The sequence below is a fragment of the Nostoc sp. DedQUE07 genome (genome assembly GCF_034530975.2).
Lineage (GTDB): Bacteria > Cyanobacteriota > Cyanobacteriia > Cyanobacteriales > Nostocaceae > Nostoc.
On sequence record NZ_JAVRCC020000058.1, the window covers coordinates 1 to 13,252 of the forward strand.

Here is a 13,252-nt window from a genome sequence, read left to right on the forward strand (position 1 = left end):
AATTGGTTTACAAATTGCTGCTACTGTACCTCATAAGCTCCGAATATGCTGTATTTACAGCAGCAAAACTCTGGTAATTAGCTACAAAACCCCAAAAAAAGGCAGATTTTGTGTATGCTCTGTGACTAAGTGCCTTAACAATACCTTCCGGGAGTAAACATGGAACGCGCTATCTCTGCGTTGGGAATTTTAGTTTTTCTCAGTATATCCTACGCCTTCTCTGTTAATCGTCGTGCGGTGCGTTGGCGCATAGTGGCATGGGGTTTGGGATTGGAGTTTGCATTTGCACTTGTGATTCTTAAAACTCCTTGGGGTTTAAATGTGTTTAAATCTCTGGGAGATATTGTCGGTCAATTTTTAGCATTTTCTGATGTTGGGGCAAAATTTGTCTTTGGAGAAAATTTTAAGGATCATTTCTTTGCCTTCCAAGTGCTGCCGACAATTATCTTTTTCTCTGCCTTCATTAGCGTCTTGTATTACTACGGTATTTTACAGCGAGTCGTAAATGTGGTGGCGTGGATAATGATGAAAACAATGAAAACATCAGGTTCTGAATCTTTATCCTGTGCGGGTAACATCTTTTTGGGGCCAACAGAGGCGGCGCTGATGGTTAAACCTTATATAGCGAATATGACGCAATCAGAACTCCATGCCGTGATGACGGGTGGTTTTGCCACAATTGCGGCGGGAGTACTAGGAGCATATCTTTCCTTTGGCATCCCAGCAGAACATCTGATTGCTGCTTTCTTTATGACTGCTCCCACATCGTTGGTGGTATCAAAATTACTTTACCCAGAAACAGAAATATCAGAGACGACTGGCAAAGCAAAAGCGTATATAGAAACCAATTATGTAAATGTAATTGATGCTGCTACCACCGGAGCAATTGACGGCGTGAAGCTAGCAGTTAACGTTGGGGTGATGATTATCGCCTTTTTGGGATTATTAGCTGCCCTGAATGCCCTTTTGGGATGGTTGGGGGCATTTGTGGGCTTACAGCAACTTTCATTACAGTGGATTTTGTCTTTTATTATGGCTCCCGTGGCGTGGCTAATGGGCATACCTTGGGCTGATTGTCGGCAAGTTGGGGCTTTATTGGGTACAAAAACAATCCTCAATGAGTTTATTGCTTTTTTGGATTTAAAAGCATTAATTGAGAGTGGAAAAATCTCTCAACGTGCAGTAATTATTACAACTTATGCATTATGTAACTTTGCAAATATCGGTTCAATTGGCATTACCATTGGCGGCATTGCGGGGATAGCACCTAATCGCCAGCATGACTTAGCTCGTATGGGTGTAAGGTCAATGATTGGCGGATTGTTAGCGGGTTTTATCACCGCTTGTATTGCTGGGGTGTTGATTTGAAAAAGTTAGAGAGACGCGATAAATCGCCGTCTCTACTCTTAATTTATCCATCAATTATTTATCGTAAATTCAAGGGTTCAAGACCCCGACCATTACACGTAGTATCAATTGAGTTGGGGTTTAAATCCCCGACTCCAACTGTCTTTAATTTTGAAGTAATGAGTAATAAGTAATGGGTATTACTCATAACTCATAACTCATAACTCATAACTCATAACTCATTTATTGACATACTACTCATCTGTAGAGTATAACTGTTGGGCGTAAAAACGGGCATACCGTCCTTCCTGAGACAGGAGGGAGGCGTGGGTACCAGCTTCAACCACCTGTCCTTGTTCGATTACGAGAATGCAGTCAGCTCGACGAACGCTGCTCAGGCGATGGGCGATAATAAATACGGTACGATTTTGCATCACTCGCTCCAGTGCTTCTTGAACTAGCGCTTCTGATTCAGAATCTAGGGCAGAGGTAGCTTCATCCAGGATGAGAATTCGGGGATCGTTGGCAACTGCTCTAGCGATCGCTAATCTTTGGCGTTGTCCTCCCGATAGGTTAACTCCACGTTCGCCTAACCAGGTATGATAACCCTGAGAAAACTGGGTGATAAATGAGTGGGCGTTGGCAATCTCTGCCGCTTCTTGAATCGCTGCTAAATCTAATTTTTCCTGACCGTAACCGATATTTTCTGCGATCGTCCCGGAAAAAAGGGTAATATCTTGGGGAACAATGCCAATTTGATGGCGCAAACTGGTGAGTGTGACATCACGGATATCAATATCATCAACCAGAATTTGACCCCTTTGAGGGTCATAAAAGCGAAGTAAAAGGTTAATTAATGTCGATTTGCCTGCTCCAGAAGAACCAACTAAGGCAATGACATCACCAGGAGAAGCGCCTAAGCAAAGATCCTTAAGAACTGGCTGGTCGGGATTGTAGGCGAAATCGACATGACGATACTCAACCTTGCCGATAACTCGTGGCATTTCCTGAGCATTCGGTTTTTCGCTGATGTTAGGTTCCTTCGCCATCAGTTCAAAGATGCGTTCCACAGAAGCTTCGGTCTGTTTGTATTCGTTGTAATTGCTAATCAACAAGTCGATTGGCTGAATCAGTAAAGCCACAGCAGCTAAGAAACTGATAAACCCTTGAGCAGTCAGCTGATTCTGAGAAATTTGCCATCCTCCCAATAAAAACAGCAGCATAATACTAACTGCTTCCAAAAAACCGACAACGGGAAACTGAATGGATTTAAGTTGTAGAGCGCGATACTTAGCTTGGCGATTGATTTCTGCTTCTTTATTGAATCGCTTCACTTCATATTCTTGGGCTGCAAAAGCTTGAACGACGCGAATCCCGCTAAATACCTCAGTTAGCATCGCCGACAAATTGGAAACTTGATTTTGGCTCTGGCGAGATAGCACGAGTAATCGCTGACCAAATTGCCCGATCAACCAAGCCATTAAAGGAGCCAAAATCAAACCCGCAAGAGTGAGGGGCCAATTCAGATAGAGCATGTAAATGGGAATTGCAATTAACTGCAACAAATTGGAAAGAAACTGATGAGATAACTTGTCTACAATCTCGCCGACGCGATCGATATCTTCAGTCAGGCGATAAGTTAAGTCTCCCGTCTGTGTGGTTTCAAAGTAATCTAATCCAAGTTTGTGCAGGTGGGCATAAACCCGCTTACGCAAGTTTAAAACCATGTTCAGGGCGGCAGCGATCATAAAGACATTCTGCCCGTATTGACAAAGCCCTCGAATCAAAAATACTAAAGTAGCTAGTCCGAGCCAGTAGGCAATCTGGTTTACATTTCCCTGGCCAAGATAAAAAGCGACCTGACCTGCTAAATAGGGTACTGCTAGGGTAAATAACACAAATCCTAAGATACAAGCCAATCCCCGGATTAACAGCGGCCATTGGGGCCAAAGATAAGGCAACAGTTGCCAGTAACTAGAGCGGACTTTCATAGGTAAGTAAGAATTCAGGAGTTAGGAGTTAGGAGTCAGGAGTTAGGAGTTAGGAGTTAGGCGCATTAAGGCGTTAGCCTACCACACCATGTTACCCAACCGTGCTGACTCCTAAATTCTGACGCAATTTTTACTCAGTTTCTCCTAGAGAGTTTAGTATAAAGCGGGCAATTCTCTCAGATGCGCCGGGTGGGCCAAATCGCTCAGGGCCATTTTCTTTGCACTTAGCGAGGTAGTCTGAATCTTCTAAAGTTTCAACGACTCGTTTCGCTGCTTGCTTGAGAATTTCAGGGGTTGCTGGCTTAGTGCCGATGGTTTGAGCCGAAATGCCCAACAGCCGCGTTTGCGCTTCTGCAAATTGATAGGTAAATTGAGGGCCTTCTCCGGGAATCTGGATAATCGGTTTGCCGATCGCTACAGCTAAATCCACTGCCAACCCTGCCATCCCAATAACGAGGTCAGAGTAATATACGATATCACTGAAGGCATCTGAATAACATCTCACTTCTACAAGCGGTGATTCCTCAGCCGAACTTCCTGGAGGAGAATAGGTGAGTATACCTTGATTGAGTTGCCAGCCTTGACTTTTAGCAATGTCGTCTAATTGCGCCATCAAATTTGGTACTAAGGCGGCGCGAAACTGGAATCCTGAAGGCATTACCTTGGCGATTTCTATCACCAGTTGCAACTGCAAACTGAAATTTCGCGCGGCTTCCGGCATCCGCGATCCTGGTAAAAGTGCGATCGCCGGAACGTCTGGTTTCAAGTACAAGTCTTTGCCAGTGGGGACGAGGCGATCTAAAGCCGGAATCCCACCAAACTGAGCCTTAGCTATACCTTGCCGTTGGAGATCGAAAGCCGTATAGGAATCTCTGGTAAAAACTGTCAGACATCGAGAAGAATTAAGGTCGTGCCACAGCAGTGGATTGATACGCAATCGCCCTTCATAGAGGGCAGAAAGACAAGAGATAAACGAAACGAAAGGACGCTTTGTTAAGTAAGCAAATGTCTGGGAGATAAAATCCCCGGTAGACATAATTAAATCGCAGTTGGGAGCATACTGCAACACCGCTTGTAATTGTCGCCACGTTAACCCAATCAATCCCGATTGAAAATCTTTGAGCAAATAGAGGCGCTTCATGTAAAAGAATCCGCCGGAGGGCATTGTTTGTGTGGGCCCAATAATGGGAATATCCAAGCTACGGTAAGCTTTTCCTTCTCCCACAATCGGCATTGCCGCCATCTCAATTGAAGGACACAATTGGCGCAGGGTTTGAATAACATGAGAGGTGTGGTTGTCCTCTCCGTGGCCGTTACTGATAAACAAGATTCGCTTAGAAGGCATCTTGGGGTTTGGATAGGTCTAAAATGCTTGTTTGGTGAGATTTTTAACCTACATTGGGTGAGTAGGCTAAGAGATTGATAGTATTTTTACTATTGAGAGTTTGTAATTTTATAGACAAATCTACAAAGTTACTTTTTTAGGTGTCAACCGGAATGGAATTACTGCTAATCCCTGTTTTTGCAAAAGCTAATCTATCAGAGAATACAGTATTGGGAGTACAAGCGCTATGGGTACATCGATCTGAGTTCATAAATTGAACGAGCTATTTTAAGTATCGATCGCAATCAGACAAGGCAACAGAAGAAATGATTTGTTAAAAATCTATCCCCTTGTCACCAAATTCTCTTATCCTTTTCAATGACGACAAAGTTATAAAAAAGTTGTATTGCAATCATCATCTGACCCCTTGAGTGTTCGACATAGAATCAATTTCATCTACTGTCGAGCTATTTTTTGCTGGCTTTAGTCACTGAGCAAATATCCCACCCAGAACTAAAGTTCCGGGCTGATAAGCTAAAGATCCTCTAAAAGAGGACTAAACTAAATTTCTTGTTTAGTCCTCTTTTAGAGGACTTTGGTTATGAGACTCGGAATTTATTCCGAGGCGGGATAGATACACTGCACCAACACTTGTGTGTACACCGTAGCTCCTGGTAGGGGCTGAGGGAGAGGTCAAAATAGCACTCGTTGAACTCCTAAGAAAACGCAGTTTTCTTTCGCCCTTCCCGTAGGTGCGCTTTCGTTGGAGACTCACGTTAAAATTCAAATTTTTTGTAGATACTCAGGTGGCACGCGATCGACTAACCAAACACCATTAGCAGAACAATAGAAGATGTAACCTGCCTGATGCATTGCCGCAGTATTTACAGCAAAAACTACTGGTTTTCCATGTCTTGCACCAACAGTTTGTGCTGTTTCTATATCCTTTGATAAATGGACATGATGTCGCGACATTTTGCAAAGTCCTGTTTGCAGAATTAACTCTACAGATTTGTGTCCCGTGCCGTGATAAAGCCGATCTGGAGGAACAACAGCTTCTAATTGTAAATCGACTTTTACACTATGTCCTTGGTTCGCACGAATCAAATTACCTGTAGAATCAAAAGAAAAGCGTTGCTTCTCGTTGAATTCAACTACCATTTGTAATTCCTGGCGGGTAATCGGAAACTTGTTTTTAGCACAAGCAGTAAGTAAGTCATCAACAGCAACCCAACCGCCAGGAGCAAGTTTAATGCCAATAGCATCCGGTGTATGTCGCAGATATTTGCTGAGATATTTGCTGATTTTGACGAGTCGAGAATCATTCATTTGATTAAGTAGTCATTGGTCATTGGTCATTGGTCATTTGACTCTCATGTTGCAGTTTGATTGTGGTTAATATATTTATACTACAATTATATTTTTTTGTAGCACATAATTTTTATTGATGGTTTTATTTGGTGTAAATTGACAGAATTTGTCTTCCAATCATGGCTAATGCCACTCCAACGATCGCAATAAGTGTCACCTTCCCGCCAGGAACGAGTGGTTGATTTGTGCTATCTGAGTTTTCACGTTGCTTCCAACTCATTAACGCCGGAATAATTCCACCGAGAACTGAAATACTAAATGTTCCAGTGTAATCTAGGGCAGTAAAAAAGATGCTGGGGTTAAGCGTTCCGAGAGTCATGGGAGGGAAAAGAACCAGCGAATATAGCGGTAAGCGGCTAGAAAGTTGCCACTGTGCAGGTAGGAAAATATCTTTGAACAAATCCAGCAACCCGTACACAAATCCAATAAATGAGGTGACGATCGCAAACTCTGAAAAAATGGATACTAGCACTCCTAACCATTCCCCCGCGCCACCTGCTCGGAGAATTTGTAGTGGATCGAAAACACTTGTACCGCCAGAGGTGCTATGTAGCATATCGGGACTGACGCTTCCTAAAATTACGGCATTCCACGCCAAGAACATAATTAGAGGAATTACAGAACCAATAAAGATAGACTGACGAATTTTGCGGGCATCTCCTTCGAGTTGCGTCACAACTAATGGCACAACGTTTTGGAAAAACAGCGCCACAGACATCACTGAAATGGCACTACCGAGCGCACTCCAGTTTTGAAATAATAGTTGGGCACTCTGAATATGCCTTCCTCCCAGAAATAATAGTCCTAAGAAGGAAACAATGACAATTCCGACAAAGGCGCTGTTTAATTTCTCAATAAACTTTTCTCGCCCAAGATACATAATGCCACCAAACAAGAGCGTGAAAGCCATTGTGCCCATCCACATCGGCAATATCTGCATACCCCAAACTTTTGCCGCCGCCGTTCCTAAAATCTCTCCGCCTTCGGTGATGTATGCCACCAACAGAGCATAGTGCATGAATAAATATGCACCGCCAGCAATTCGCGCTCCCACCTTACCAAGGATTTTCTCAACAATTCCTAAAAAACCTATACTTGAAAGCCCTTCTGTTCGCATCGTGTTTAAGGTAACTTCTGCAACCAATAACCCCGAAACTAAAGCGTAGAGCCAAACAGCAATCAGTCCAGATGTGGATGGTACAATACCCGATGGCAGGGTAACGGCTGGTAGGGCAAGAATCCCAGCCCCAACAGTGGTTCCTGCAATCAATGCAGTACTTCCCAATACACTACCCGGTTGATGATTGAGTTTTTTTCCATCAAATTCCAGATGAGAAAACAACCGAGTGACTTGCTCTGAATTTTTTAGAACGGTCTTTATGGAAACCATACTCAATATCCGTACTTAAACCAAATAATATTAACATATGTTAACTTTATTCGTAAAAGCCCTGATGTTTCTGGTTTTTCAAGCAAATTTTTTTGGAAAATAAGCGATCGCCATTTCATTATCAACACAATTTTTGGATTGTAAATGTCATTTGTAGCACTTTATTAATGAAATAGACCACGCAGGAAAAACATTTTCCCTGTATACAGATGTATTTTAAATAAACGAAAACTTGTTTAATAAGACCTTTGAAAAATATTATTGCTAACATTAAAACCTCATAAATCCAACCCACCAAGTAAGCTTTCTCTCTAAGAAAATTCTGCAATCTCTGCTGTCGGCGTTGCAAAAGGAGATGGTAATACCCGAAAGCTTTGATAGCAAACTAGCAAAGCTGATGGAATGTTTGCAATTAAACCGAAGGCAACTTTAGCAAGTTATTTTCAACTTAAGTATTTCACAAACAAACAAGAGCGATCGCCTATATTAACCGCATCATCAAAAGTGCGTAGGTGTAGTCCGTCGTAGACATCGCTAATTTGGCAGCGAAGTGTGCGTAGAAGCTTTGCTTCTTGTCGCCAGACATCGCTTGAGAAAATAAGCTAACTTGAGAACAGCCTTTATATGCAATACTTCCAAAACTTGGAGGTTTTTCCAATGAAATGGACACTTGAAGAAGCCAAAGCACAGCTACCTTCCATAATTAATGCTACAAGTCTTGAACCTCAGCTAATTTATACTCAAGAGGAATTAGTGGCTGCAATTGTAGACCCTGAGCTTTTTAAAGAATTTTTAGACTGGCGGCAAAAAACTGCTAAAACATCTCTAGCTCAAGTCTTTAAAGAACTTCAGCAGTTATGTAGCGAAGAAAACTATAGCTTAGAGATACCACCACGAAGCGATCGCGATAATCCTTTTACGGAAGAATAGGATGAGCCATCTTTGTGACACGAATATAATCAGTGAATTAACTCGCCCAATACCAAATCCAGGGGTGACAGAATGGACTGCTACTGTGACATCTATTAATTTAAGTGTGATTACAATTGAGGAAATTTATTATGGTTTAACAGCCAAGCCTAATGCTAGAATCCAAAACTGGTTTGAAAACTTTCTCTTCACTCACTGTCAAATTCTCTCCATCACCTCAGAAATTGCTAAGTGTTCGGGTGAATTGAGAGGTTTTTTAAGAACTCAAGGTAAACCGCGCTCGCAAGCTGATATATTTATTGCGGCAACAGCTAAAATACATTCTTTGACACTTATTACTAAAAATATTAAGGATTTTGAGGGTTGTGGTATATCCACGTTGAATCCATTTAATTGAATCTTTTTCCAATTTGACACATTTGCTAAGAATGCGTAGGTGTAGCCCGTCGTAGACATCGCTTATTTGAAACAGTTGGTAAGAATGCGATCGCCCACATCAATACCATTGACAGCAGTTGGGCGCGTAACTGTTGCAATTCTCCAATTTAATCAATCAGAGCGGTTAGAAGAACGGGACAGGTTGATTTGGGCAGGGATTATCAGCTAGCTCGTCTATTTTTGTTTGTATCCTTGTCCGTACTTTTATAGGTAATTATTTAAGTTGTTTAAATGCAGTATTAGAAAATTCGATTTTATATTGATTCACTGGCTAATTTTCGTTTAACTTGCTCCCAAGGAATAGGGCCATTTTTATTAATATCTTCCCGTCTTTCATGTAAAGCTTTAATATCCTCTTCGTCTTCTGCTTTACGAATGTCTAAAAGTTCTATGACATCCTCTAAAGTATCTTCATAAGCTTGTTCTAATCGCTCATAAATAGCTTTGATTAAAGCTTGTTTTCTTGTTGTAGTTTCCATTTTTACCTCAATTCCAACATATAGGGACTTTAGCTTTAATAAAGTTACTATAGCCTATCACTATAATTTTACTGTATCAGCCGAGCTGATAGCCGTTTAACTGAATAAATACCCAATTTACGTAGAAAGTTTGCTGGTAATTTAAGTTTTCAATCCAATCCCACAGAAAACAATTTACCAACTTGCGCCAAATCTACATTTCCACCGCTAATGATGACACCAACTCTCGCTTCTGGTGCTGTCACCACACCTTCGAGTAAAGCAGCAGCAGCTAATACTCCAGTAGGTTCAACGACAATTTTCAGACGTTCCCACAAGAAAAACATGGTGCGAAGAATCGCTTCTTCCGATACCGTCACCATATCATCGACGTAATGCAGCACTAAGGGGAAAGTAATTTTACCAAGGCTAGGAGTCCGCGCGCCATCAGCGATGGTATTAGGATTTTTGACTGTTTGCAGAGTTTTGGTGTGAAAGGAGCGGGTAGCATCATCGCCAAGTGCTGGCTCTACCCCAATTACTTTACAATTGGGTAAAAGGGACTTGGCTGCGATCGCACATCCTGAAAGTAATCCACCACCGCCACAACAAACTAATAGTAAGTCCAATTCACCAACTTCCTGGATTAGTTCTAAAGCGGTTGTCCCTTGTCCAGCGACTACATGGGGATGATCGTAAGGGGGAATGAGTGTCAAAGAGCGCTCATGTGCTAAATTTTGAGCTAATTCTTCTCGGTTTGTTTCTTGGCGATTGTACAAAATTATCTCTGCACCATAGCCACGAGTAGCAGTTTGTTTGACAACAGGTGCATCATCAGGCATGACAATAGTGGTGGGAATATTTAGTAATTGTCCAGCTAAAGCGATCGCTTGGGCATGATTTCCCGATGAATAGGTGATAACGCCTGTTTGTTTTTGTGCTACCGATAGTTGGGCTAGGGCATTGTACGCTCCTCTAAATTTAAATGCCCCTGTGCGTTGAAAGTTTTCGCACTTAAAGAATACTTGGTTATTGGTGCGATCGTTAACGATTCTAGATGTTAGTACAGGTGTGCGGTGGGCAATCCCCAAAATTCGCTTTTGTGCTGCTTGCACGTCAGTTATAGTAACGGAATTATGCTGTGACATTGATAACAATATTAAACATTCTTGCTCTTGTTTATATAGATACAGATTTTTATATTTGCATCTAATATCCTGGATTGAAGCATACTCATTTCAGGTGGATAGCATCATTTATTGTCTGCATAAAAATAGCTACAGCAGACATTATATATTGCTGTAGCTAAATTTATAAAAGTTAATTAATTCCAGTTAATCATTTTTGTTACATGAATAAAAAATCTGAAAGTCGGCAAAAAAGAACTGCTCTAATTACAGGAGCGGCTTGTGGCATAGGCTATCAATTAACCCAGATTTTTGCTCGTCATAATTATAATCTTGTGTTAGTAGATAAAAATGAACAAAAACTTACTGAAATTATAGATGAATTGCCGCAAAAATTTGGTATTGCCGTCAAAATTTTTGTTAAGGATTTATCTATCCCCACATCCCCAGAAGAAATTTTTACAGAATTACAGCAAGCATCCATCAAGATTGATGTGCTAGTTAATAATGCTGGTTTTGGTACTTATGGAGCATTTAGCGAAACAGACCTTAGCACTGAATTGAAAATGCTTCAGGTAAATATGGTCAGCCTGACTCATTTAACGAAGTTGTTCCTCAAAGATATGGTCGAGCAAAACTATGGAAAAATATTAAATGTGGCCTCAGCCGCGGCTTTTCAACCGGGGCCTTTAATGGCAGTTTATTTTGCTACTAAAGCTTATGTATTATCATTTTCAGAAGCGATCGCTAATGAATTAGAGGGTACAGGTGTCAGCGTGACTGTTCTTTGTCCAGGGCCAACAGCATCAGAATTCCAACAAAATGCTGCAATGGAAGATTCAAAGATTGCTAGTGTTAACAGAATGATGGATACGGAAACTGTCGCTAGGATTGGTTATCGGGGCTTAATGAAAAACAAAACTGTTGTTGTTCCTGGGATGAGAAATAAGATATTAACTGAAAGCGTCAGATTTACACCCAGAAATTTAGTCACAAAGGTTGTTAGAAGTATGCACGAACTTCAAAAAAAGAGGTAGTTCTAAATTTTAGACTCTTTTCAATAAGACCCGAACAATGGATTTTTTAGAGTAAATAATTTTGCTCTGGCTGGTTAAGAGCCTAAAGGCTTTTAACCCATTCTGAGTGGGCTTCTGCCTCCAGTAGCTTGACAAGAGGCAGAAGCTCACTTTAAATACATTCCCAGCCTGGAGGCCGGGAACAAGGCGATAAGGCTACACAAGCCTTTAGGCTTTTCTTAGTACCATTTATATTAGCCTCTATTACTATTCCAAGGCCCCCAGATAGCTAAAGTAATACCAGGGCTTTGAATGTTAACAAACAAAGAACGACCATCAGGTGAAAAGCAGGCTCCAGCAAACTCACCTGTTTGGAGGGCATTACGTGCAAATTTGTAGATTTCACCACTGGGAGTAATACCAATTAAGAAATTATCACCGTCTCCGTCCTCACAGAGGATAAGATCGCCACAAGGTGCTACGACTATGTTATCGGGCATATCGAGTTCATCTTTAGATTGAGACTCGACAAACAATTCAATCGTCTCTTCACCCGGAATATAGCGCCAGACCTGGCCACCGCCTACAGGGCCACCATCTGTAGCAGTGAAGTAAAATTCTCTTTTGCCATTTTTGCCTTTCTTATCCTTGTTGTTTTCATAATAGATGCCTTCCCCACGGGTAAACTGGGCTGCACCTAAGTTGCGACCTTGCACTCTGACATTATCTGTAGTTGTTGGGTTGGGGTCAGGAATATTCACCCAATCTACAGCTAACTTCTGCCCTACTACGAAGCCAGTCTTGGTGTTGACTCCTGGTCTACCTATAATCCTCAGAGCTTGAAGAATACCTCCTTGTTTTAACCGACCAGGAACTTTTGGGATAAAACGGTAGAAGAGGCTATCTCCTCTATCTTCAGTTTGATAGACATATCCAGTTTTGGGATCTACAGCTATAGCCTCATGATTAAACCGTCCCATCGCAACTAGAGGCACTGGAGCTACAGGAGAGGTGGCGCTAGCTGGAACCTCAAAGTTGTAACCGTGTAACTTTGTGACTCCATTAGTTGCACTTGGTATAGTTGTATCTTCTTCACAGCTAATCCATGAACCCCAAGGAGTTAAACCACCAGCACAGTTACGAATGGTTCCGCCGAGAGAGCTGAACTGTTCGATCAGGTGGCGATCGCGTCCAACAACCAGAGTCGTAGTGCCACCTCTGCAAATGGGATCGTAGGGATTTGGTACTTGTACTCGCGTATCGGAATTGATGCTAAGTTCGTGATTGCGAACCAGAATGGTTGTGTTTTTGGGCCCAGGGAAGGCTGCCATACCATCATGATTGCTAGGCTCTAGATTGCCATCGCTCATCAGGGTTCCAGTGCGAGAGATGACTTGATACTCAAATCCGCTTGGTAAATCTAACAAACTATTGGGATCTGGTAAAAGTGGGCCATATCCTTTACCAAGTTTTTTACCAAAGGCTTTTCTGGCAAGAAGACCTTCCAAAGGAGACACCATCAAAGTGCCGACGGCAGTAGTACCTGCTACTGCAAAAAATTTACGTCTTGAAAGCGTCATGGGGATGATTTGGTTACTTCAGATAATGCTGAAGAAAAAATATTTGATTGTGATTAAGTTTGGGTAATGCTTTATTTAATTTAGGTTAGTTAATCAAAGATGAATTTATATAAATATAGCAAGGGACTGGGGACTGGGGACTGGGGACTGGGGACTGGGGACTGGGTGAAAAGCCTTTTTGTGTCTAAGTTTTATTGTCTGTTGATGTCCTAACCACCAAAGCTTGTGCTATAAGTTTTATCTAAACAGAAATCAGGAGTCAGAATTCATTCTGACTCCT

At 41.8% G+C, this 13,252-nt stretch carries 13 protein-coding genes; 5 read left to right on the forward strand and 8 right to left on the reverse strand.

What is annotated here, in order from left to right; all coding sequences use genetic code 11:
- Positions 1-159: 159 nt before the first annotated feature.
- Positions 160-1,368 carry a NupC/NupG family nucleoside CNT transporter gene (locus RMZ95_RS28820; protein WP_322686305.1) on the forward strand — a complete coding sequence of 403 codons (1,209 nt, stop codon included), beginning with the start codon at positions 160-162 and terminating at the stop codon, positions 1,366-1,368.
- 233 nt (positions 1,369-1,601) lie between these two features.
- Here RMZ95_RS28820 and RMZ95_RS28825 read toward each other — a convergent pair whose 3' ends face one another.
- The 5 genes from RMZ95_RS28825 to RMZ95_RS28845 all read right to left on the reverse strand — a co-directional run bounded on the left by RMZ95_RS28825 (position 1,602) and on the right by RMZ95_RS28845 (position 8,093).
- Entirely contained in the window at positions 1,602-3,338 is a 1,737-nt protein-coding gene (locus RMZ95_RS28825) for an ABC transporter ATP-binding protein (RefSeq protein ID WP_322686304.1), read from the reverse strand.
- Positions 3,339-3,468: 130 nt separating this feature from the next.
- Positions 3,469-4,683 carry a lipid-A-disaccharide synthase-related protein gene (locus tag RMZ95_RS28830; RefSeq protein WP_322686303.1) on the reverse strand — a complete coding sequence of 405 codons (1,215 nt, stop codon included), beginning with the start codon at positions 4,681-4,683 and terminating at the stop codon, positions 3,469-3,471.
- Positions 4,684-5,445: 762 nt separating this feature from the next.
- Positions 5,446-5,991 carry an RNA 2'-phosphotransferase gene (locus RMZ95_RS28835; RefSeq protein ID WP_322686302.1) on the reverse strand — a complete coding sequence of 182 codons (546 nt, stop codon included), beginning with the start codon at positions 5,989-5,991 and terminating at the stop codon, positions 5,446-5,448.
- A gap of 124 nt (positions 5,992-6,115) precedes the next feature.
- Positions 6,116-7,423: an amino acid permease gene (locus RMZ95_RS28840; RefSeq protein WP_322686301.1), complete on the reverse strand. Its 1,308-nt coding sequence runs from the start codon at positions 7,421-7,423 to the stop codon at positions 6,116-6,118.
- A gap of 481 nt (positions 7,424-7,904) precedes the next feature.
- On the reverse strand, positions 7,905-8,093 hold the full coding sequence (locus RMZ95_RS28845; RefSeq protein ID WP_322686300.1) for a hypothetical protein: 189 nt from the start codon (positions 8,091-8,093) through the stop codon (positions 7,905-7,907).
- Between RMZ95_RS28845 and RMZ95_RS28850 the strand changes: the two genes are divergently transcribed.
- The 3 genes from RMZ95_RS28850 to RMZ95_RS28860 all read left to right on the forward strand — a co-directional run bounded on the left by RMZ95_RS28850 (position 8,081) and on the right by RMZ95_RS28860 (position 8,960).
- The gene (locus RMZ95_RS28850; RefSeq protein ID WP_322686299.1) at positions 8,081-8,353 is read left to right on the forward strand and encodes a prevent-host-death protein; all 273 of its coding nucleotides are present in this window, start codon (positions 8,081-8,083) and stop codon (positions 8,351-8,353) included. The genes RMZ95_RS28845 and RMZ95_RS28850 overlap by 13 nt on opposite strands.
- Position 8,354: 1 nt before the next feature.
- Entirely contained in the window at positions 8,355-8,750 is a 396-nt protein-coding gene (locus RMZ95_RS28855) for a type II toxin-antitoxin system VapC family toxin (RefSeq protein WP_322686298.1), read from the forward strand.
- Between the two features lie 66 nt (positions 8,751-8,816).
- Positions 8,817-8,960 carry a hypothetical protein gene (locus RMZ95_RS28860; RefSeq protein WP_322686297.1) on the forward strand — a complete coding sequence of 48 codons (144 nt, stop codon included), beginning with the start codon at positions 8,817-8,819 and terminating at the stop codon, positions 8,958-8,960.
- A gap of 85 nt (positions 8,961-9,045) precedes the next feature.
- Here the strand turns inward: RMZ95_RS28860 and RMZ95_RS28865 are convergent, their stop codons facing one another.
- Complete coding sequence (locus RMZ95_RS28865) at positions 9,046-9,270, reverse strand: hypothetical protein (RefSeq protein ID WP_322686296.1); 225 nt, start codon at positions 9,268-9,270, stop codon at positions 9,046-9,048.
- Between the two features lie 149 nt (positions 9,271-9,419).
- Positions 9,420-10,397 (reverse strand): threo-3-hydroxy-L-aspartate ammonia-lyase, encoded by a 978-nt coding sequence (locus tag RMZ95_RS28870; protein WP_322686295.1) that lies wholly within the window; start codon positions 10,395-10,397, stop codon positions 9,420-9,422.
- Positions 10,398-10,600: 203 nt separating this feature from the next.
- Here RMZ95_RS28870 and RMZ95_RS28875 point away from each other — a divergent pair, with 203 nt between their 5' ends.
- Positions 10,601-11,413, forward strand: a complete 813-nt coding sequence (locus RMZ95_RS28875; protein ID WP_322686294.1) for an SDR family oxidoreductase — start codon at positions 10,601-10,603, stop codon at positions 11,411-11,413.
- 233 nt (positions 11,414-11,646) lie between these two features.
- Here the strand turns inward: RMZ95_RS28875 and RMZ95_RS28880 are convergent, their stop codons facing one another.
- Complete coding sequence (locus RMZ95_RS28880) at positions 11,647-12,972, reverse strand: alkaline phosphatase PhoX (protein WP_322686293.1); 1,326 nt, start codon at positions 12,970-12,972, stop codon at positions 11,647-11,649.
- Between the last annotated feature and the right edge of the window lie 280 nt (positions 12,973-13,252).